Raw genomic sequence first — 21,300 nt, forward strand, 5'->3', positions numbered from 1 at the left:
CAGGTCATGGTGCAGGGGGGCACGAGGGGCCTTCAACCACCCTGCCATCTGACTGACATCTGATCCTATCTCGGTTCCGGATCCATGGCTCTAGCGTCCCGCCGCCTTCCCAGGCATGCCCAAGAGAGCGTCCATGGCTTCCTCGCCCCAGCCCCCAGTGATGCCCGCCTTGTCGGCCATGCGCCAGTAAAGCGGTAGCCAGAGCACGTTGAAGGCGACGAGGAAGAAGCTCGCATGGACGGCGAGCGTGGTCGGGTTGGTGCGCGCGAACGCGGCCGCGACGATGGCACCGCTGCCCATCCCTCCCCAGAGGATCATGGTCTGGCTGAGCAGACTGAACGCCAGGAGAGGGATCGGTGCCACGTCCAGTCGCCGGACCAGCATCATCGTGCCGATGATGCCGACGCCGAACCCGGTCGCGGATTCCGCGAAAGGGCCGATCAGGAAGCAGGCCGTGAACAGGAGCCGGCGTCTGGCGCGCGCATCGGGCAAGGTCGCCTCGACCGGCATGGCGGCGTTGCCGGGCCTGATCGCCATTTGCCAGAACAGCAGGCCGCCGAGGATGTAGGGCACCACGATCCAGCCGATCCATGCGCCGCGCGCAAGGGCGATCACGGCATCCGGTCCCCGGAAATCAAGCGGGGCCGTCGTGAGCGCGACAAGGAGCGCGGCGGACAGGCCGAGGAGCGAGGCTGCAAGCGTGCCGAGCCGCCCATTCGCGATCGCGGCAATGACCGCGACTGCGGGGAGCGTCCATAGGATATAGGTCAACCGGAATCCGTCTCTTGCGCGGCTCCATCTACCTGGAGACAGAGCCGCCGCATATCGGTCGCGTGACGTATCATGAATGGTATTCCGATCACCCTGTGACGTGGGTCGGCAGACGTGCCAGCGTGTCGGCGACCTGACGCTTAGCCGTGTCGGGTAGGGGCAGGATGGGCCGTGGCGGCTCGGTGCGGCAGATGTCGAGCAACTCGGCCAACTCGTAGACGACGCGCAGGCTGGAGTACTGCCTGAAGAGTGCCCACAGCGGTTCAAGCATGCCGTCAAGCCTGCGTGCCTCGGCGGCATCGCCCTGTTGGGCCGCCCTGACGAGCTTCAGGCACACGCCCGGCAACAGTCCGCCGAGGACGCTGTACCAGGTATCGGCTCCGGCGAGCATGGTCTCCGCCGCCGTCCAGTCCGCGCTGCACCCGATCGAGAAATCCTGGGGGGCGATCGCACGCTGGCTAGCCAGGTGCTGGGCCGTATCATTGGCGCCGACACCCGGATTCTTGATGGCCACGATGCCGGGCACCTTTGCGAGACGGGCGACGAGCTCCGTCGTGAACTTGAAGTGCGTCGTGCCTGGGTTGTCGTAGATCACAACCGGCAGGCTACTTTCTCGCGCGACGGTCGAGAAGTGCTCGAACACCTCGTCGTCGGTGAGCGGCGTGTAGGACGCGGCCGAGAGCAGGCCCGCCGCCGCGCCGATGTCCCTGGCGTCCTGGGCAAGCCCGACCGCCTCATCGGTGCGCAACGCACCGATCCCGGCGATGATCGGGGTCCGGCCGGAGGCCTCTTCCAGGGCCGCCTCGATCGCCCGCCGCCGTTCGTCGCGGGTCAGGTACATGTAGATCCCAGTGCTGCCGAGCAGGCCGACGGAATCGACCTCGGCGGCAACCAGGCGGGCCACCAGCCTGCGCAGCACAGTGGTGTCTACGCGGCCGGCAGCGTCGGTGGGCGTGATCGGAAAAGCCGATAGACCGTTGGGAAGACTCATGATGGATCTCCAGAATGCTCGATGAGGCGAGGGGAGGTTCGGCTAGGGCTCACGTCGGTTGTGCACTACCCGCGAAACCCGGCCAATAATGACCATCGGGGGTGGGACGCTTGCCGAAGATGGCCTGGCCCACCCGCACGACGGTGGCACCTTCCTCGATCGCTTTCTCGTAGTCGCCGGACATTCCCATCGACAGCTCCGTCAGCTTTGCGTCATGCCGAACGACCTCGTCGCGCAGGCGGCGCAACAGGGTAAAGCATGGACGCACCTTCGCCATGTCGGAGCTGAAGAGAGCCAGCGTCATCAACCCGCGCGGCTTCAATCGGGGAAAACTCTTCAGTGTGTCCACGAACGGCAGTAGGGCATCCGGGTGCAGGCCGAACTTGCTCTCCTCCCCGGAGGTGTTGACCTGCACGAAGACGTCGAGGAAGCGGTCCTCACGCTCCAGCCGTTCGTTGAGGAGATCGGCCAGCCGCAGACTGTCGAGCGCGTGGAACTCGCGGGCGAAGCGGGTCAGGACCTTGACCTTGTTCGTCTGGAGATGCCCGACGATGCTCCAGTCGATGGCGAGGTCGCCCAGTGCCTCGCGCTTCGAGACGGCCTCCTGGATCTTGTTCTCGCCGAAGGAGTGGATGCCCGCCTCGAAGGCAAGCCGCAGGATGTAGGCCGGGACGGTCTTCGTGACTGGAAGGAGCCGCACGGACGGGCGGTCCCGTCCGGCGCGGGCGCAGGCACGCGCGATGCGTTCCTCGACCGCCGCCAGATTGGCGCGGAAGGAGGACAGCGGGTCGGACCCGAAGCGCTGGATGTCGTCCGGAGAAAGCGGCATGCGGTCGTCTGTCATGATGCCTCGATCGCCTGGCGCAGGTCGGCAATGACGTCCTCTTGGTTTTCGAGGCCGACGGAGAGGCGGATCAGATCCTCGCCGACGCCCTCCACCATGTGGGCGTCCTTGCGGATTGGCTGGCGGGCACGGGTGAGGCTGGCGGGATGGCAGATGAGGCTGTCGGCATCGCCGAGGCTGACGGCGCGAGTGATGAGACCGAGCCGATCCATCATCCGGCGTGCACCCTCGAACCCGGCATGAAGCCCGAAGGCCAGCATGCCCGAACCGTTGGACATCTGCTTGCGGGCGATTGCATGGCCGGGGTGGGAGTCGAGGAACGGGTAGCTCACCCAGGCCACCGCCGGATGCTCCTCCAGCATCCGCGCGACGGCCAGGGCCGATGCGCTGTGGCGCTCCATGCGCAGGGTCAGGGTCTTGAGGCCACGCAGGATCAGGAAGGAGGCAAGCGGCGAGATCGCAGCGCCGGTGATGTAGCGCAGGCCCGTCTCATGCAGCTTGTGCACGGTCTCGGCATCGCCCAGCAGCGCACCGCCCAAGGCATCGCCATGGCCGTTGATGTACTTGGTCAGCGAATGCAGCACGATATCGGCGCCATGCTCGATCGGGCGCTGCAATGCGGGCGAGGCGAATGTGCTGTCGACGGCGACCTGCACGCCATGCGCGTGGGCGCGCTCGGTGATCGCGGCGATGTCGAGAACGGCACTCAGTGGATTCACGGGCGTCTCGAAGTAGACGAGGCGCGTCCGCTCGGTGATGGCCGCGTCGAGATTGGCCGGCTCGGCAAGGTCGACGGGGACAACCTTGATGCCGAAGCGCGGAAGGGCCTGCTCGACCATCGCGACCGTGTTCGAATAGAGCGTCCGGTGCACGATCAGCTCGTCGCCTTGCGACAGCAGGGACAGGGTCAGCGCCCCGAAGGCGGCCATGCCGGACGCGACCACCAGGCCGGCCTCCGCGCCCTCGATGTTGGCAAGCCTCCGCTCGAGGATCTCGGTCGTCGGGTTGTGCTCGCGCGCGTAGAGCCTGCCGCCGAGCGCCGCTTCGGCTTCGTTCGCCGCCACGCTGGCGAAGCCGTAGGTGGAGGTCAGGAAGACCGGCGGCTGGACGGCGTTCGAGAACGCGGCTGGGTCGAAACCGTGGTGAATGGTGCGGGTGGCAAAGCCGAGTTCCTCCCGGTCGTGTGGCGTATCCTGGAACTCTGCTTCGGGTTGCTTGGCGTTGCTGCTCATCGACTGCTCGGATCCCTCTTGGAATTGACTTGGAATATCGGCAAACTGGCTCAGGCAGAACGTCCAGTTGGTGACAAAGTAGGTGGTCCAGTTCGAAACAGGCAACGAACGTCCCCGCGGGATGGGAGCGCGCCAGATCTACGAAGCGCTCCGCGATCAGATCCTTGGCGGCGTGTTCGGGGTGGACGGGCCCTTGCCGTCGTCCCGTGCCCTGGCCCTCGAGCTGGGCGTCTCCCGCACGACGGTCATGGCCGCCCATGAGCAACTTCTGGCCGAGGGTTTCATAACAGTATGTCAGGGGAGGCGGCCGCGTGTCGCGCCGGCCGTGGTCGACAGGGACGTACGCAGCCAGCCATCGAAGAGTGCGCGGTCGATTCGCCTGTCTGCCTATGGGGAACGCGTTCGTACCACGCCGCCGTGGAGCAGGCCGGAGGCAGGCAAGCTGATCGCCGATTTCCGCTATGGCGATCTCGCGCCGTCGGACTTCCCGACGGCGGTTTGGAAACGCGCGGTCAACGCGGCCATGGTGCAGCGACCGGAGCGACTGACCTATGGCGATCCCCGGGGATCGCGACGGCTGCGCATGGCTTTGCAGGGCTACCTCTGGCGTTCACGGACACTGCGCTGCGATCCGGAGCAGATCATCATCGTCAACGGATCGCAGCAGGGGTTGGACCTGTGCGCCCGGCTGATCCTCGATCAGGGCGACCGCTTCGTGATCGAGAACCCCTGTTATGCCATGGCCCGGCAGATCTTCGCCGGCACGGGCGCCACACCCGTCCCGATTGCCGTCGATGATGATGGGTTGAGGACCGATCTGCTGGCCGGGATCGATGCGGGGCTGGTCTACGTCACGCCGTCGCATCAGTTCCCGCTCGGAGGCGTGATGCCGGTTTCGAGGCGCCACCGGTTGCTGGAATGGGCGCGGCAGCACGACGCCTACGTGATCGAGGACGATTACGACAGCGAGTACCGCTACGACATCAATCCGGTTCCCCCGCTGCATGGACTGGAGGACAGCGGCAACGTCATCTATCTCGGAACCATCTCCAAGACGCTCTCGCCGACCCTCCGGATCGGCTATCTTGTCGTCCCGCCCGGTTTGCAGGATGTGTTCGCAGTGGCCAAGCGACTGACAGACCGGCATTCTCCCGCCAATGAGCAGGAGGCTTTGGCCTCGCTCATCGAAGGCGGTGCTTATGAAAGGCATGTGCGCCGGGTACGCCGCCTCAATGGCGAGCGGCGGCAGACGCTGCTCAACGTGCTGCGCCTCAAGTTTGGGGACAGGATCGCCGTCGATGGAGCGGACGCCGGGTTGCACATCGTTGTGCGGTTCAAGGACCTGCCGCAATCCCTGGAGGCCGCCCTCATCGAACGGGCGCGCCTTGCCGGGGTCGGAGTGCATTCCACCTCACCGCTGTACAGTCCGGGCGCGGACGGCATCCGAGCCGATCACGTCAGTCTCGTGATGGGCTATTCCGCCCTGGATACCCGGCGGATTGAGAGGGGCGTCCATCTTCTGGCTGAGACTATCGTGCAGGTTCGAGGGGATGCCTGAAAGGGCAGGGGGAACCAACGATCGAAGGACTCGGCCTCAGGTCACGGAGACCCTTTGTCTTTGGATTTCGCAGCTTGGCATGAGCTGTGACAACCCTTGGACGAGCATGTCGCCCGCTTCATCGAGGGCGTTCTCCGGCATGGTGCCGAGGGCCTCGAGGATGAACCACATCCGGCCTGCTGCGGTCTCCAGACGGGTGCGGGTACCCTGACGCCAATTCCATCGCCTACACGTGACGCCGAGATCGTCCCTCCAGATCACCTCGCCCGGTGCTGGATGCTCCAAGACCGCTTCCCCATTCATCATGGTGTCGAAAATTTCCGTCCCATCGGCGACCGTCAGGTGGGGGCGCCCAACGTACGCGTCGAAGTTCTCCCCGCCGACGGGCAGGGCGTAGCGGAGACTGACGGCATTGTAGAGATCGACCACGGGGTTGATTGCTGGGATCCGGCCGTCCTTGATGACGCGCTTTCTCAAGGCCTGGGCAGAGCATGGCGTCCGGTTGGGCTTCGCACCGAAGCGCTGGTACGCGTCCGACCAACTGGCCAGGTGAGCGTCCGCCCAAGATGGTCCGCCCGCTGAAACGAACTCACAGGCAGTCGTCAGGACGCTGGAGTCGAAGCTTCCTTCCTTGGCCCCCTCGGCATCGACGTGAATGCTCAGGGCACGGAAGTCAGGGGCAATCCCCTTGATCGGTTCAGCGATGATCGGAGTCTCGAACATACCACTCGGTTCCGTTGTTTGGTTCGGGCTGGAATATCGGTCATGCTCTGGACGGTCAACGTATCGACATGCCTAGCGCTTCGGCGGGCGCGAACACCGTACGGACTGTTCTGCGCGATATGGGAAGGTCTGGAGCTGGCACTGGGCTGACCTTAGCGACAATTCCGTATTGGCGGCGTGAGCTGACCTTCACACGACCAAGCTGAAGGGCAGTCCGTGACCCGAATGAGACGTTCAGGCAGGCCAAGTGCATCGGCTCGCTATACAACGTGGAAGCCGTTGAGCTGCCCAATGCTAGATTGAGATCGATCGTTCAGAGGTATCTTCTCTCCAGTCGACGCGGCATTCCTGTTCTTCTCCGGGGTGCCGTAAGGGCTTGAGCGGAAGGCGGACCTCGACCCAGACACATAGCGTCGCGCCGTGGGCGTCAGATCGCCCGCGGCGGCAGCGGCTCACGGGCCGGGCCGTGAATGACAGTTCCATCAGCTTCGAACATCGAGCCATGACAGGGACAATCCCAGGTCCGGTCCGCGTTGTTCCAGGTCACAGTGCAGCCCTTATGCGTGCAGCTGGCCGACACGGCGTGGAGATCGCCACGGTCATCCCGCCAGACGGCAATCTTCTCATCGCCGCGGGTGATCACCCCGCCTTCACCCGGCGCAATCGCAGCAACGTCGGCGACGAGGGACTGTGTATCACCGCTCTGGTGGAAGTCGTCGGGTGCAGGCCGCGCCGGATCGTAGAGCTTGCCCCAGAGGCGTGAGCCGGTCGCAATCTCAGCGGCAATCAGCAGGCCTGCAGCTGTGCCGTTGCTGATGCCCCACCCATTGAAGCCGGTCGCCACATGGAAGCCCGAGGACTTCTTCGGGTCAGGCTGGCCCACGTACGGCATGCGGTCGGCTGTGTCGTAGTCCTCGTTGCACCAGCGCCAGACCACCTCGCGGACAGGAAGGTTCGTCCGAGCCCACTGCTCCAGTTCCAGGAAGCGCCGGGCGACATCGCCGTCCTGGCCCGTGTTGAAGCGAGGTCCCAGCGTGATCAGCAACGGCCCGTCCTGATCACGACCCGCCCGGATCGAGTGCGTCGGATCGTCGATGCTGATGAACATGCCATCAACGGCCGCGGGGTCCTCTGGCCGGAACGCCATGGCGACATGGCTGCGGGGCTGGGTGCGGTTGGCGTAACCGACCGGGCTCTTCGCCGTCATGTTGGTCGCGATGACCACGTGGGCTGCCTTGACGGTCTCCTGTGCAGTCCTGATGCGCCACCCGTCGTCCTGGTCAAAGGACGTGGCCCGGCTCTGCTCAAAGATCCGGCCGCCCCGAGCCTCGACCGCTTGGGCGAGGGCCACCAGATAGCTTGCCGGATTGAACTGGGCCTGGTCAGGGAAGCACAACGCGCCTGCCGTGGGGAAGGGCAGGGGTGCTCGGTCGAGAACCTGCGCCTCGAAGCCGAGGATCCGGGCAGCCTCGGCCTCCTGGCGGATGGCATCCACCCGGTGCGGATCACAGGTATAGGCATAGGCCGCTTTACGTTCGTAGTCGCACGCGATGCCCAGCGTCTCAATCCAGGTGCGGATCCGTTCGACGGCGACGCGATTGGCCTCGGCGTACAATACAGCAATGTCCTGGCCGACTGTATCGATCAAATGGCGGTAGATCAGGCTATGCTGCGTCGTGATCTTGGCCGTCGAGCGGCCGGTCACCTGAGCACCGACCCGGCGGGCCTCCAGCACCACGACCGACTTGCCGGCCTCACACAGCGACAGGGCCGCCGTCAGTCCGACGATGCCGGCGCCGACGATCACCACATCGCAGTTCTGCGAGCCAGTCAGGCTCGGAAAGCCTGCCTTCGGGGCTGTCGCAACCCAGCAGGAGTCATTGCGTCCGGGGAGTGCGGCCATCAGGTTCTCCAGCGCCGGTCGTCGGATCAGGACGACTCGCGGCCGTGCACCTGCGCCGGCGGGGCTGTGGCTTCAACAGCGGTGAAGGTTTCCAGGATACGGTAGGTGTGTTCGGCGCCCGCCGGAACCACCCAAGAATCGCCTGGCTCCAGTCGCACCGTCTGCCCCTCGATCTCCAGCTCGGCCCGTCCCGCGATGACGTAGCCGACCACTTCGTACTCGTGCTTGTGCAAGGGTTTGTCTTGCGTCGGTTCCTCATCGCGCCACATCCGCATCGAAACGCGTTTGCCGGAAGCGAGATAGACCTCGCCTTGAGCACCTGTGGGCGAGTGGGCGCTGCTGACCTTCTTCACGGTGGTATCGGTCATCCGCTCCTCCTGTCTCGTGTTGGGGAAACGGGGCCAATACCCACCGCGTTCCCTCACAGGCCGCTTGAGTGACCTTTCCATATCCGGCAACAGCGGCGTGGGACTGGTTCGTTCCACGGCTGCGCCAAGGAGGCCTGACCCATGCAATCGGATCACCTGAGCTTTCGGGACAGGGCGGACGCAGGGCGCCAGCTTGCTCAGCGTCTGATGGCCAATGTGGTGCAGAACCCGGTCGTGCTGGCGTTGCCGCGCGGCGGCGTGCCGGTGGCCTTCAAGGTCGCCAAAGCCTTGCGGGCGCCACTCGACCTCATCGTCGTGCGCAAGATGGGGCGCCTGGCCAAGCCGAGTTCGGCCTGGGTGCGGTCGTGGACGGAGCCCATCCGCACGTCATACTGAATGATGAGCTTCTTGGGCATTTCAATGTGCCACGCGGCTACATCGAGGAAGAAACTCAGCGGCAGCTTAAGGAGATCAGGCGCCGGCGCGAGCACTATCTGGCGGGCCGGCAGCCCGTCGCCGTGGAGGGGCGTGTCGCCATCGTGGTGGATGACGGCATCGCCACCGGCGGCACCGTGCGGGCGGCGCTGAAGGGCGTGTCCAAGGCCCAGCCTGCCCGGCTGATCCTCGCGGTTCCGGTCGCGCCCGCGGACACCATGGAGCGGCTCCGAACAGAAGCGGACGAGGTGATCTGCCTGACGACGCCGGAACCGTTCTACGCCGTCGGCGAGCACTATGAAGATTTTCGCCAGACCTCGGATCGGGAGGTGACCACGCTTCTGGACGATGCCCAGCGTTGGAACAGGCAGAATGGCCCATGAATGTCACCGATCTTGGTAACCTGCCATTGTTGAGCTCCAGGAAATCCGCCGGGTCGTAGGTCAGCTGGGAGGCCGTACCGCGGAGGGCCAATATGGCAGGGCCTCCGGTTCTCAGGGTTGGTGATCATAGGCATTGAGCAGTCGGGTGAAACACTGAAGGTTGAATGCGCGGAGTTGCCGGCCCACAAGTGAGATGAAATGTGGACGGCTTTCAAGTTCAAACCTGTCGAGGAGACCGAAGATTTGTGCCCACTCAATATGTCGATGCTCGCGAGCAATCCAGGCTGCGTACTTCCAAATTCGCTGTGTGGTCGCGTCGTCCATTCACTGGTGGCGCTCCGTGCGGTCTGAAGATCCCGCAGCGTTGCAGAAACCACGGCGCTGCGACAAGAGCTCTCTCGACATTCGGCATTGAGGCAGTCCTGCTGGCGAGAGATGCCTATTCCTGCCCACGCTCACGCCGCCGCCGTTCCACCTCCTGTTTGATCAGCACGTCCAGGATCTCGCTTGGCACCGCCTTTGAGGGACGGCTGTTGATGGCGCGTACGCGCTCGATGTCGAACTTCGGCTCGCGGTTCACGGTCAGGAGCCCGTTGGTCTCCTGGGCGGTGTCGGTGAGCTGGGTGTAGCAGAACCCGGCCAATGCGGTGGAGGCAAGCAGCGCGTCAACGAGCTCCTCATAGCGGACGAGCAACTCGTCGGCGCTGGAAAACTGGCCATAGCCGAACCAGTCCTCGGTCGCTTGGGGCACGAACCCCAATCCCCCGAACTCGCTGATCACAATCGGCTCGTTCTCGATCTTGGCTCCTTCGCCCAGCAGCGGATGGTGGTGCGGGCGCACCTCGCGGAACGTACGCGCGATGGTCTCCCGGTCAGCATACCGCTCGCGCAGCATCGCGCCGGTGGGCGCATAGTCATGCACGCCGAAGATGTCGCCCACGGCGTGCTGCCAGCCGTCATTGCCGATCACCGGACGGGTCGGGTCGAGCGCCTTGGTGAGATGGTAAAGCGCCCGCACGAAATGCCGCTGCTGGGCCGAACGGTCGAGGTCCGGCACCCCCCAGCTCTCGTTCAGGGGCACCCAGGTGATGATGGCGGGATGATTGTAGTCGCGGCGGATCGCTTCCTGCCATTCGCGCGTGAGCATCTCGGCCGCACGGTCCGAGTAAACATAGGCATTGGCGGCCTCGCTCCAGACGAGCATGCCGAGCCGGTCGCACCAGTAGAGAAAGCGCGGATCCTCGATCTTCTGATGGATCCGGATGCCGTTGAAGCCGAGTTGTTGGGCCAGGTCCACCTCGCGCCTGAGCGCTTCGCCATCCGGGGCAGCCAGAAGCGAATCCGGCCAGTAGTTCTGCGCCAGGACGAGCCGCAGGAAGATGGGAATGCCATTGATGATGAAGCGCCCGTCACGAGCCTCGATCCGGCGCAGCCCGAAGTAGCTTTCGACCCGGTCGACGACGGCGCCACTCCCATCGATGAGTTCGATGGTCGCCTCGACGAGGTTGGGATGCTCGGGAGCCCACAGCAGCGTGCGGCGCCGGCGCACCGCCGCGTCGTTGATGTCCAGAAGCAGGTCGCGCCGGACCTCGCGGCCCGTGAGGAGACAGGTATCATCGACGAGGGTGCGCAACGGCCGGTCGCCTCTCAACTGCACGCGCACGCGCCAGTCATCGGGCGGCGTCTGGTCCAACCTGATGACCAGGCCGACACCGAAGCGGTCGACATCGGGTGTCCAGCGCAGCTCGGCAATCGCCACCGCTGGAACCGGCTCCAGCCAGACTGGCTGCCAGATGCCGGTGGTCCGGTGATACCAGATGTAGCCGGGCTCCTTCTCCCAGTACTGCTTGCCGCGCGGCTGCTGCAGGTCCCGGGGCTCGTCCTCGGCACGCACAACGATCACTTGGGCCTCGCCGGGGATGAGCAGGGGAGTGATATCGGCTGAGAATGGTGTCTGCCCGCCGACATGCTCGACCGCCATACGGCCGTTGACCCACACGGCGGCCTTGTAGTCGACCGCACCGAAATGAAGGAGAAACCGGTCCCGACGGTCCGCGTCCTCGATCCGGATCTCACGCCGATACCAGACCACCGGGTGAAAGCCTGTGTCATGTACTCCGGACAGCTTGCTCTCGGGCGGAAAGGGCACCACGATTTCGCGGTCGAAGGGCTCCGCCCGCTCAAACCAGCGCTCGGTGTTACCTTTATCCTCATCATCAAGGGCAAACCCCCAGGGGCCGCACAGGTCGATCCAGCGCTCCCGGCGCAGCTGCGGGCGTGGATGGAGGTCGGGCTGGGAGATCGTATCGGTCATGTCCTGTCCACTTCGTGGTCGTCACGTCGGCTCAGTACCGGCCTCGGAGATAGCGAAGGCCAGCCGGTGGGGTGACCAGGGTCAGAGGCGTTTGCTCCGGCTGTCCCTGCGGATTGGCTCCGCCACGAGATGCGCGGTTTTCCTGTGGGGGTGGCACCTTCTCATGCCCATGGACTAGCTGTTCACTATCCGGCCTGGATGACACCCTCTTTGGGTCGGCGTGGTGCTGACGGTTAAGGGGATCAGTCCGGGTCGGCATGGCCGCGCTCCCCCCCGGCAGAAAGCCGGATCACTCACTCGCCCCCGACCAACGCACGAGAGCAGGGGAGGTTCTCAAGCAGCGGATCAGATGCAACTTTCTTAGCTGTGAGCAGTTTCCTACCTTGGACCACATGACGGCCGAGGTTCATCCGCGGCCCCACCGCTGTGCAGCAGTGGCAGCACTGACGCTCAAGGGACGGCCTCGGCATGACCCAAGCGCTTCCGCCTCGATCCCAGCTGTCGCGCCTGTCCGCGCCCGATGCGTTCTGGTGGTCGACTGGCATTGAAGACACCTTCATCACGGCACCGCACCCGGTCACCGGACGCACCCTGGACGAGTACGAGCTGACCGGCCACTACGACCGTTGGCACGAGGACCTTGGTCTTGTGGCTGAACTGGGCGTCCCGTGCGCCCGCTATGGCGTGCCGTGGCATCATATCCAGCCTGAGCCGAACACCTGGGATTGGACCTTCCCGGATGAGACCCTGGAGCGGCTGCTTGATCTTGGGGTCGAGCCCCAGGTCGATCTCGTCCATTATGGGCTGCCGGCTTGGATCGAGAACGCGTTCCTGCATCCTGACTACCCGAAGCTCGTCGCCGAGTATGGTGGGCGTCTCGCCGAGCGGTTTCGAGGACGGATCACCTGGTACACGCCGCTCAATGAGCCCCGCATTACCAGCTGGTACTGCGGGCGCCTCGGCTGGTGGCCGCCGTTCCGGCGCAGCTGGCCCGGCTTCGTGGCGCTGATGCTGGCCATCGCAAAGGGCATGGTCGAGACGGTCAAGGCTCTGGAAAGCGTCGATCCCGAGATCGTGCCTTACTTTGTTGATGCCACCGACCTCTTCGATACGGACGATCCGGCATTCGAGGACGAGGCCCGGCGCCGGCAGGAGGTCGTCTTCCTTGCTCTTGATCTCGTCTCAGGGCGGATCGACGAGCGCCATGCGCTGTGGCCATGGCTGCTGAAGAACGGAGCGCGGGAGGCCGATCTCGCCTGGTTTCTCGACAATGCCGTGGCGCTGCCGGTCATCGGCATGAACCTGTACCCGATGTTCACGCAGAAGAAGCTGCTGCGGGATGCCGGCGGGCGCTTTCGCATCCGCATGCCCTATGCAGGCGCCGATCTCATCATCCGGCTTGGACGCCTTTACCACGAACGCTATCGCGTGCCGCTCATGATCTCGGAGACGGCCTCAATGGGTTCTCTGCGGCGCCGACTCAACTGGCTCGACGCCTCCATCGCCGCCACGCGGCAGCTCCGCCAGGAGGGCATTCCGCTGGTGGGCTACACGTGGTGGCCGATGTTCTCCCTCGTCACCTGGGCCTACCGTCAGGGTCGCCGTCCGGTGACGGAGCATCTGGCCGAGATGGGCTTGTGGGACATTGTCCCGGACGAGTCGGATCCCTTGCGCCGGGTGCGGACACCCGCCGTGGACATCTACCAGCAACTCGTGAGAGGCGGGATCGAGGCGGTCGGCATGCTGATGGAAGCCTCGTCCCATGCAGCCGCACTACGCTGAGACAAGGGGAGGACGGGATGTTCCGAAGCTTCTTTCTCGCTGGGTTCGAGGGCTCCACAGGTTACAACCGACACGGCCACTGGTTCGACCAAGTGGTGGCGACCGGCCACGACGGAACGGTCGATAAGGATTACCGGGAACTCGCGAAACTCGGTCTTCACGCGGCACGCGAGACCATCCGCTGGCCCTTGGTGGACCTCGGAAAAGGGCGCTACGATTTCTCCACGGTTGAGCCGTTTGTCGAGGCGGCACGCCGCCATGGCATCGAGATCATCTGGGACCTGTTCCATTACGGCTATCCGCAGGGGCTGGATCTCTGGGGCGAGGAGTTTCCGAAGCGCTTCGCCGATTACTGTCATGCGGTCGGCCGCTACATCGCCTGGCATGGAGAGGGGACTTACGCCTTCACGCCGGTCAATGAGCCGTCATTCATGTCCTATGCGGGGGGCGAGAAGGGCCTGTTCGCGCCTCATGTGACCGGACGCGGCTGGGATCTGAAGGTCGCGCTTACGCGCGCCGCCATTGAGGGCATCAATGCCCTATGGGCGGCCTGCCCGGCGGCACGCATCGTCAATGTGGATCCACTCTGCCGGGTGGCCTGTCCGTTCGACTGTCCCGATCTGGAGGAGGTGCGCGACTTCAACGAGCGGCTTGTGTTCCAGAGCTGGGACATGCTGTGCGGACGCCTTCTGCCGGAACTGGGTGGCAGCCGCACGCACCTGGATGTGGTGGGTATCAATTATTATTGGACCAACCAGTGGGAATGGGGCGTCTCACCCCGAGAGGATGGGGTCATCCCGCCGCTCGCCGATGACGATCCGCGCCGATGGTCCCTGAGCGCTCTCGTTCGTTCGGTGTGGGAGCGTTACGGCGGTGAGGTGATGATCACGGAGACCAGTCATATTGGTGACAGTCGTGGCCGCTGGCTGCGGGAGGTGGCGGATGAAGCGGAGATGCTTCTCCGCGACGGCGTCCCAATCCGCGGCGTGTGCCTCTACCCGATACTCGGCATGCCAGAGTGGCATGATCCGGACATCTGGACGCCGATGGGCTTGTGGGACCCCGTCTGTCACCATGATCCCCGTGGCGAGCGCCTGATCTGCGGGCCTATGCTGGAAGCCCTGCAATCCGTACGCCATGTCGACGACCTTCACCAAGTCGTTCTTGCTAGCCCCAGCATGGTTGGGCCAATGGCCACACGAAGAGGGCGCGAGAGGAGGCAGATGGCGGCCGAGTAGATGAGTGAGGAAAGAACCAGCCAAGATCTTCAGCCTGGTTTAACCTGGTTGAAGGCCGCGGCTCATTCGGAACCCCTACAGAGTGGAGAACGTTCATCCGGCCCCATGCAAGCGGGCGAGCTGGATCACTTCCGTGACGTTGCCCCGCCGCAAAGCCTCGATCGGCGCTGCGCCACCGAGAGCGGGATCCCCGCTCAGCAGCCACTCAAGTCGCATCCAGGGCGAGCGGATCGGCATCGAGCGGAGCGCCTCCGACAGGCCTGTCACCATGCCGCTGATCTCAAGCTGGCACGCCGGATAGGCGGTGCCGCCCGGCAGAGGCAGGGCAATAATCGCCTCCTCGGCGGCCAGCTCCTGCAGCGTGACGACATCGGTCCCGAGCATGCGGGCTGCCTCGGGCGCAGTGAGGGTGCCACCCGCTTTGCGGAGAAGGTCAGCCTTGATATCTTCCGTCCTCAAGCTGATGTACCTCGCTGGCAATCGGGAGGATATCACAAGCCGGGAGGCGTGGTGAATAGTGTAGCGGGCATGCCGCACTGAGACCATTCTCAATGGATGGATCGGTCACCGTGCCGCGATAGCCATCGTGGGGACACTGCGAACTTCAGCCCTGGTGGTGTCGGTATCTGAGCCTCCATTCGTCAGAACCGGGGCAGGTGCCCGGCCGATGAGCCAACAGACGCCAGCCGCTGTAAGGGACCCGCGTGAGCGGTCGTGCTGGCCTGCTCTTGATGACGGGCTCTCGTCCAGGAGCGAAAGGGTTGCCCGTCAGCTTTGCCAACTGACCAGACGCCAGCCCGCTTCAGCTTGGCTGGAAAGAAAAGGACCCGGCACTGCTGTCGTGCCTTGGCCGGGGGCGGCCTCGGCTTGGCGCTCGTCAAGGTTCTCCTCGCCTTCGCTTAGTCCTTTGTCAACGGCCATCTCCATGTTCGGGCCACGCGCATGCGCTCGAAAGATCTCCGATCCATCGAAATTATCTTTCCATCGCGGCAATGCCGCTGCTCAGGTAGATCACCGGCACTTTCGCCGCCTGAGCCAAGTCCCGAGCGCGTCCGCGCGCCTTGTCCAGCGTGCAGTCCATGGAACCGCTGGACCCTTGGTAATCGGGACCCAAGCCTTTGCCGGTCACTCTGTAGAAGTAGCCAATGGCCGGCTCGCGAATGACCTCAATGAGGATAAACTTCTCCGGATCAGCGGGCCTTTCTCCTTCAGCCAGTTGCTGGAAGCGGGGCATCACACCCTCCTTCTGGACTCAACAGCCGATTATCCGTCGTTTGCCGAGAGCCTGATAGCCCTGAAACACTAGGTGGACGCGAGCAGAGCTAATGGCAGCAGTTTAGTTCAGCCAGTCGTGGCCGAGTTCGTCCTCGAACCAATGCTCGATATCGGCTCGGACGGAGGTCGCACTCCGGAACTCCAGGTACTCCGGTGGCGATGATTGGACTTTGAACCACGTTGCGGACGGGGACTGTGCATTGCGTCACACCGGCGATATTCGCAACCCTGCAATGGGATAGGCCCCGAGGGGCGTCAACGACAATAGCCAGAGGCTGAACTGCCTGTCCGAACGGACCCTATGCGAAATTGATGATGATCCGGAAGGTCGTCTAATGGCACATCCCGGAAGTACGTCGAACTTCCGTATTCATAGGGTAAGCTGACCTTCAAAGGCCAAGCCTAACGGCTCAGTTTGACCCGGTGCAGACCTTGCCGCAGGGTGCAAGGCAATGTGATGCCCACAGCCGCCCGCCCACAAATGGCCGTCACGCGTGGAGCGTCCGGATCCAGTCGTCGAAGTCCCGCCACGTGCCGGACTCGATCGGCGAGGCCGCAGGGTCGACCTCCGGGCCGCGCGACTGATGGCGGGCATCGGATGCGGATTGCCCGAACTGTTGCCTGAAGGCCCGGGCGAAATGATCGGTACGCAGAAAGCCGAAACCGGCCGCGACCTCGGAGATGCGCCGGGTGTCCGCTGGATCGATGAGGGCAGAACGGACCCGCTCGAGGCGTCTTGCCTGGATGTAACGCTGGACCCCACCTTCCTGATCGAACAGCCGATAAAGCGTCCGCCGAGACACGCCCACCGCATGGCAGACGGCATCCGCATTCAACGTGGCGGAAGCGAGACGGGACTCGATGAACCGCATCGCGCGCCGCCGCAGGAGTAGTTCAAGGCCGGGGCGTGCGGCTTCCACCCCGACGAGCGATGGCTGAAAGCAGGCCGTCAGGATTTCGCACGTCGCCCGGCTCAGCACCCGCCCATCCCCCATCGGCAGGCTGGGGAGGCGCCGCGCCAGCAGGTTCAGGTAGTCGGCCAGGAGCAGCGCATGGGGACCGGTCGGTGCACTGCCGTGGAGAGCGGTGAGATCGGGCAGCCGCTGTTCAAGCAGATCCCTGGGCACGAACAGCGCCACCAGGTCGGAATCCGGTTCATCGCTGATGAGCTCGCGGGCGAGGTCCACCACGCTGATCTGCCCCGCCGTTCCCTCGAACTCGCCGTCCGAAGTCTGGGCCTTCCATCCCCCGGTCCGATACAGGTTGAGCACGAAGTGGTCGAGACCGTCCCGGCGCACCCGTGCCGTTGACCGGACATATCGCTGGTCGCCGAGATGGGCGTCGGTGACGATCATGTCGCCGAGCTGGAAGGCCTCGACACTGGCGCCGAAACCGGCTGCAACGTCGTAGCTTGGCGGTTCGACATCGTAGACGACGGCAATGCCCTCGCGCCAGGCATCGAAGTACCGGGTTGCGAACTGGGTGCTGGGGATTGTCGAAGGGTCCATGATTCCCGCCTCGATCTTGCCCGCGCGCAGATTTTGGCACGCTGGGTCAAGTCTTGGCACGGAGATGGTCTTCAGGCCAGCCGGCGTGGGCATACACTCGCCCCCAAGCTGCTTTCGTGTCGCGTCCGAACGCCATCACTCTTCGGTGAGGAGTGCCCATGCTGATCGACCCAGACCCCGTCAGTGCCCTCAAGCGGATCGAAGCCTGGCTGGCCCGCGAGTACCCGGACCGCCTGCCGCTCTTCCGACCCGGGGCCTCCGCCGGCACGCTCCAGCGGGTCGAGGCCAAGCTCGGGGCGACGCTGCCTGGCGACATCCGGATGCTCTATGCCGCCCATGACGGCCAGCCGGAGGGAGCTCCGAGCCTCTATCTCAACCAGCGCTGGCTTCCGGTCGATGTCATGGCCGTAACCTGGGAGGATCTCTGCCGTCGCTATGGCGCCGCCGTAACGGCGGAGTGGTCGACGGGATGGCTTCCTCTCTTCGGCAGTGTGCGGGGCGATCACTACTGCGTCGACATCCGTGTCCGTCCCTCGGGCCGCGCGGGGCCGATCATCTGGTTCCTCTATGACAACCCTGAGCGCGCGATCATCGCGCACGACATCACGCAGATGCTGGAACGGGTCGCCGATGGGGTCGAAACCGGGAGATGGCGCCTGGACGATGGCTATGACGGATTCAGCGACTGATCATGGAAAGAAGGACGACGATGACCCGCCACCCGACGACACTGACCTTTGCACTGCTCGCCTCGGCCTTGTGCCAGTTCCCGCCCGCCCTGGCGCAGCAGCCGGCCGCCCCGCCCTTGGTCGAGCAGATCAACAAGGGCAACTGGCTGCCGCAGACCGAGGCCGAGGCGCTGCGCGACGAGCTCTTCTACCAGCGGGCCGTCCATGCCTACATCACCATGCTGCCGGCCCTGAACCTCATCGGCATGCGCGACGGCTCGGAAGCGACCTTCGGCAAGGGTTACAACGTCCTGCCGATCTGGAAGGAGCGGATGGACTCGCGCACCTGGATTCCGACGCCCAATGGCGACGTCATCTACTCGTTGGGTTTCCTCGACCTGAAGGAGACCGGCCCGCTTGTCGTCGCCGCGCCGCATGATGTCATCGGCATGTTCACCGATATCTTCCAACGCACGATCACCGATGTTGGCCTGATCGGCCCCGATCAGGCACGTGGCGGGCTCTATCTCCTGCTGCCGCCGGATTACGACGGCGCGATCCCGCAGGGCTACTTCGCGTTCAAGTCCCCGACCTACAATGTCATGCTGTTCTTCCGCACCGTCATGGGAAAGGGCGCGACGGCACCGGACCCGAAACCGGCCGTTGCGCTGGCGGAGCAGACGCGCATCTACCCGCTCTGGGCTCCGGAAAAGGACACGAAGCCCATGCAGTTCCCGAACGGCAGCGGCAAGCGCATCCAGATGATGTATCCGGTCGATAATGCCTACTGGACGAAGCTGAAGGGGTTCGTCGACCACGAGCCCGTCTCGGCCATCGATCCCGAGTTGCGCGGCGTGCTGGCCTCGATCGGCATCGTCAAGGGCCAGCCGTTCAATCCAACCGCGAAGCAGAAGGACCTGCTGAAGAAGGCGGTCGAAACAGCGCCGAAGATGATCCTGGCCCTGCGCCAGCTCGGCCGCCCTGACGAGCGAAATCTCTATTACAACGACAGGCAGTACGAGAACGTCTGGGCTGGCGCCACGTCCGAATGGCTCCAGAGCAGCTATCTCGATGTCGACCAGCGGGCCGGCTTCTTCCAGATCGCCTTCTCGTCCGCGCCGGCCATGGTCATGCACACGCTGGGCGCGGGATCCAAATATCCCACGACGCGCCGGGACGCGAACGGCGAGTTCCTGAACGGCTCGAATACCTACAGGCTGCGCCTGCCCCCCGATGCGCCGGCCGCGCTGTTCTGGGCCGTCACCCTCTACAACATCACCGACGGAACCATGGTGGAAACCCCGCAACTGCTGCCGTCGGTCAACAGCCTGAATGAGGCCGTGGCGAAGAACGGGGACGGCTCGATCGACCTGTGGTTCGGCCCGTCGAAGCCGGCGAATGCACCGGACACGAACTTCATCCAAACGATCAACGGCCGAAACTTCATCGCCACGGTGCGCCTCTATGGCACGGGCGCTGCGTTCTTTGACCAGAGCTGGAAGCCGGATGACGTCGTGAAAGTGAATTGAAGCAGTCAAAGCAGGGGCGATGCCGCGTCAAAGCGAACCGCAACGGAGAGCCCGATGAAAAATCCCGACACCCTGTCCACCACCCGTCGCGACGCCCTGAAGGGCGGCCTCGGCGCGGCATCGCTCGCCGCGCTCGGCGCCCGGGCGGCCGTTCCCGCCACCGTAGCGACGGCCGCGGCTGCCGTCACGGCCGGCACGGCGCTAGGGCAGGAGGCTCCGGCATCCAGCGCGACGGTCACGCAGCCAGCCACCGGCATCGACATGCACCCGGGCTACGCCCGGACAATCGCCCAGATGGCCTATGTCTGGGGCTGGCCGATCGTGAACATGATCAACCGAAGGGCCAGGATCACGCAGGCCCCGCATCCAGGGTTGCTGGGCGGCATCCTGCCCGCGGCGCCACGCGGCCAGATCGGGATGCTGCACGACTATATCGAGCCGTCGCAAACGTTCATCGCCTGTCCCAACCAGGACGTCGTCTACGGTCTCGGTTTCTTCTCGCTCGATGAGGAGCCGGTCGTCATCCAGGTGCCGGATTTCGGGGACCGCTTCTGGGTCTATGCCCTGTACGATGCACGAACCGATCAGTTCGGCCACCTCGGAAAGCCCTACGGGTCGAGACCCGGCTTCTATCTCCTCGCGGGTCCACGATGGAGTGGCCTGAAGCCAAATGGCATCACGGAGGTCTTCCGGTCGCCGACCACGCTCGGCAACGCGATTCCGCGTGTGTTCATGGATGACACGCCCGAGGACAGGAAGGCGATCCAGGCGGTGATCAACCAGGTCGTCGTGTATCCGCTCAAGGACTTCACCGGCACGATGAAGACGATCGAATGGGACAGGCAACCGAACATTCCCGTTCCGGCATCGGAAAACAGTGGCAGCGGCGCCGAAACCAGGTGGGTCATTCCCGAGAAATTCTTTGACCAGCTCGGCGACGCCATCGCGATTGCCGACCCTCTGCCGGGCGAACAGGCGATGTATGGACAATTCCGATTGCTGCTCGATGCGGCGGCGAACGATCCCGAGCTGAAAAAGCTTCTGAGCGCGACTGCCGTCGAGACCGAGGAGAAGGTCATCCAGCCATTCCATGAGTGGAGGCATAACGGGCGTCCGGTCGGCAACAACTGGAACCGGTCTCTCAACAACGCGCAGTATGGCGTGGATTACTTCAACCGGACAGCGACGTCCAAATCGAACATGTTCGAAAACCGTCCCAACGAGACGCAGTATTTTTACACGGACCATGACGGCGCTGGCGGTCAGTTGACCGGTAGCGGCAACTACGAGATCACGTTCGCAGCCGGACAGGAGCCGCCGGTCAATGGCTTCTGGTCGTTGACCTTGTACAACGAGCACCATTTCTTCCACCCCAACGACCTCAAGCGGTACTCGCTCGGGACCAAGAACAAGACCCTCAAGCGCAACCCCGATGGTTCCCTGACGCTCTATGCCGGCGCGAAGGTGCCGGGCGGGGACAAGGATTCGAACTGGCTGCCGGCGCCCGATGGCACGTTCTCGCTCTACATCCGTGCCTATTGGGGCAAGGAAGGCATCCTCGACGGCTCGCGGAGGCCGCCGGTCATTCGAAAGGTGGCATGAAGCGGCGCCGAGGTCGCCTGATGGTGGCGGTTATCGGTATCTCCCAGGTTGTCGGGGCCGGCGCAGGAATGGCAGCTAATGGCACGGGGCTGACCTTGCCCATCCGCCTGTATTCGCAGCGCGAGCGGACCTTCGCACAATCTTCCGAAGACCTCCTTGTTTGAGTGCCCTGGCGA

At 64.3% G+C, this 21,300-nt stretch carries 19 protein-coding genes; 8 read left to right on the forward strand and 11 right to left on the reverse strand.

What is annotated here, in order from left to right:
• Nucleotides 1-90 precede the first annotated feature (90 nt).
• From KBI52_RS21345 to KBI52_RS21360, 4 genes are all read right to left on the reverse strand, one after another.
• Nucleotides 91-771 (reverse strand): hypothetical protein, encoded by a 681-nt coding sequence (locus tag KBI52_RS21345; protein WP_210811508.1) that lies wholly within the window; start codon nucleotides 769-771, stop codon nucleotides 91-93.
• 88 nt (nucleotides 772-859) lie between these two features.
• Nucleotides 860-1,762, reverse strand: coding sequence for a dihydrodipicolinate synthase family protein (locus KBI52_RS21350; RefSeq protein WP_210811510.1), 903 nt, complete (start codon nucleotides 1,760-1,762; stop codon nucleotides 860-862).
• Nucleotides 1,763-1,811: 49 nt separating this feature from the next.
• Nucleotides 1,812-2,606: a YggS family pyridoxal phosphate-dependent enzyme gene (locus KBI52_RS21355; protein WP_247654546.1), complete on the reverse strand. Its 795-nt coding sequence runs from the start codon at nucleotides 2,604-2,606 to the stop codon at nucleotides 1,812-1,814.
• Complete coding sequence (locus tag KBI52_RS21360; RefSeq protein ID WP_210811512.1) at nucleotides 2,603-3,838, reverse strand: PLP-dependent aspartate aminotransferase family protein; 1,236 nt, start codon at nucleotides 3,836-3,838, stop codon at nucleotides 2,603-2,605. The genes KBI52_RS21355 and KBI52_RS21360 overlap by 4 nt, the downstream gene beginning before the upstream one ends.
• A gap of 121 nt (nucleotides 3,839-3,959) precedes the next feature.
• Between KBI52_RS21360 and KBI52_RS21365 the strand changes: the two genes are divergently transcribed.
• Nucleotides 3,960-5,396: a PLP-dependent aminotransferase family protein gene (locus KBI52_RS21365; RefSeq protein ID WP_210811537.1), complete on the forward strand. Its 1,437-nt coding sequence runs from the start codon at nucleotides 3,960-3,962 to the stop codon at nucleotides 5,394-5,396.
• A gap of 36 nt (nucleotides 5,397-5,432) precedes the next feature.
• On the opposite strand, the gene KBI52_RS21370 is transcribed toward KBI52_RS21365, so the two are convergent.
• The 3 genes from KBI52_RS21370 to KBI52_RS21380 form a co-directional block, all read right to left on the reverse strand.
• Nucleotides 5,433-6,119, reverse strand: coding sequence for a B3/4 domain-containing protein (locus KBI52_RS21370; protein WP_173947905.1), 687 nt, complete (start codon nucleotides 6,117-6,119; stop codon nucleotides 5,433-5,435).
• A 427-nt stretch (nucleotides 6,120-6,546) separates the two neighbouring features.
• Complete coding sequence (locus KBI52_RS21375; RefSeq protein WP_210811515.1) at nucleotides 6,547-8,022, reverse strand: FAD-dependent oxidoreductase; 1,476 nt, start codon at nucleotides 8,020-8,022, stop codon at nucleotides 6,547-6,549.
• A gap of 26 nt (nucleotides 8,023-8,048) precedes the next feature.
• Nucleotides 8,049-8,390, reverse strand: a complete 342-nt coding sequence (locus tag KBI52_RS21380; RefSeq protein ID WP_173947907.1) for a cupin domain-containing protein — start codon at nucleotides 8,388-8,390, stop codon at nucleotides 8,049-8,051.
• Between the two features lie 141 nt (nucleotides 8,391-8,531).
• Between KBI52_RS21380 and KBI52_RS34260 the strand changes: the two genes are divergently transcribed.
• Entirely contained in the window at nucleotides 8,532-8,786 is a 255-nt protein-coding gene (locus KBI52_RS34260) for a phosphoribosyltransferase family protein (protein WP_315974897.1), read from the forward strand.
• Nucleotides 8,756-9,208 carry a phosphoribosyltransferase family protein gene (locus KBI52_RS21385; protein WP_315974898.1) on the forward strand — a complete coding sequence of 151 codons (453 nt, stop codon included), beginning with the start codon at nucleotides 8,756-8,758 and terminating at the stop codon, nucleotides 9,206-9,208. The genes KBI52_RS34260 and KBI52_RS21385 overlap by 31 nt, the downstream gene beginning before the upstream one ends.
• Before the next feature lie 439 nt (nucleotides 9,209-9,647).
• On the opposite strand, the gene KBI52_RS21390 is transcribed toward KBI52_RS21385, so the two are convergent.
• The gene (locus tag KBI52_RS21390) at nucleotides 9,648-11,522 is read right to left on the reverse strand and encodes a sugar-binding domain-containing protein (protein ID WP_210811518.1); all 1,875 of its coding nucleotides are present in this window, start codon (nucleotides 11,520-11,522) and stop codon (nucleotides 9,648-9,650) included.
• Nucleotides 11,523-11,990: 468 nt separating this feature from the next.
• On the opposite strand from KBI52_RS21390, the gene KBI52_RS21395 reads away from it, so the two are divergent.
• Together KBI52_RS21395 and KBI52_RS21400 are read left to right on the forward strand one after the other, a co-directional pair.
• Nucleotides 11,991-13,304, forward strand: coding sequence for a family 1 glycosylhydrolase (locus tag KBI52_RS21395; RefSeq protein WP_210811521.1), 1,314 nt, complete (start codon nucleotides 11,991-11,993; stop codon nucleotides 13,302-13,304).
• Between the two features lie 17 nt (nucleotides 13,305-13,321).
• The gene (locus KBI52_RS21400) at nucleotides 13,322-14,542 is read left to right on the forward strand and encodes a glycoside hydrolase (RefSeq protein ID WP_210811522.1); all 1,221 of its coding nucleotides are present in this window, start codon (nucleotides 13,322-13,324) and stop codon (nucleotides 14,540-14,542) included.
• A gap of 93 nt (nucleotides 14,543-14,635) precedes the next feature.
• Here KBI52_RS21400 and KBI52_RS21405 read toward each other — a convergent pair whose 3' ends face one another.
• The 3 genes from KBI52_RS21405 to KBI52_RS21415 all read right to left on the reverse strand — a co-directional run bounded on the left by KBI52_RS21405 (nucleotide 14,636) and on the right by KBI52_RS21415 (nucleotide 17,325).
• Nucleotides 14,636-14,926, reverse strand: a complete 291-nt coding sequence (locus KBI52_RS21405; protein ID WP_173947911.1) for an Rv2175c family DNA-binding protein — start codon at nucleotides 14,924-14,926, stop codon at nucleotides 14,636-14,638.
• Between the two features lie 589 nt (nucleotides 14,927-15,515).
• A complete protein-coding gene (locus KBI52_RS21410) occupies nucleotides 15,516-15,776 on the reverse strand; it encodes a hypothetical protein (RefSeq protein WP_210811523.1) in 261 nt (86 codons plus the stop codon).
• A gap of 529 nt (nucleotides 15,777-16,305) precedes the next feature.
• The gene (locus KBI52_RS21415) at nucleotides 16,306-17,325 is read right to left on the reverse strand and encodes a helix-turn-helix domain-containing protein (protein WP_210811525.1); all 1,020 of its coding nucleotides are present in this window, start codon (nucleotides 17,323-17,325) and stop codon (nucleotides 16,306-16,308) included.
• 158 nt (nucleotides 17,326-17,483) lie between these two features.
• On the opposite strand from KBI52_RS21415, the gene KBI52_RS21420 reads away from it, so the two are divergent.
• The 3 genes from KBI52_RS21420 to KBI52_RS21430 are packed head-to-tail and all read left to right on the forward strand — an operon-like array spanning nucleotide 17,484 to nucleotide 21,124.
• Nucleotides 17,484-18,014, forward strand: coding sequence for an SMI1/KNR4 family protein (locus KBI52_RS21420; RefSeq protein ID WP_173947913.1), 531 nt, complete (start codon nucleotides 17,484-17,486; stop codon nucleotides 18,012-18,014).
• Nucleotides 18,015-18,034: 20 nt separating this feature from the next.
• Nucleotides 18,035-19,522 carry a DUF1254 domain-containing protein gene (locus KBI52_RS21425; protein WP_210811526.1) on the forward strand — a complete coding sequence of 496 codons (1,488 nt, stop codon included), beginning with the start codon at nucleotides 18,035-18,037 and terminating at the stop codon, nucleotides 19,520-19,522.
• A 54-nt stretch (nucleotides 19,523-19,576) separates the two neighbouring features.
• On the forward strand, nucleotides 19,577-21,124 hold the full coding sequence (locus KBI52_RS21430) for a DUF1254 domain-containing protein (RefSeq protein WP_210811527.1): 1,548 nt from the start codon (nucleotides 19,577-19,579) through the stop codon (nucleotides 21,122-21,124).
• Nucleotides 21,125-21,300: the final 176 nt, after the last annotated feature.

It is taken from the genome of Microvirga sp. HBU67558, assembly GCF_018069605.1.
GTDB lineage: Bacteria > Pseudomonadota > Alphaproteobacteria > Rhizobiales > Beijerinckiaceae > Microvirga > Microvirga terrae.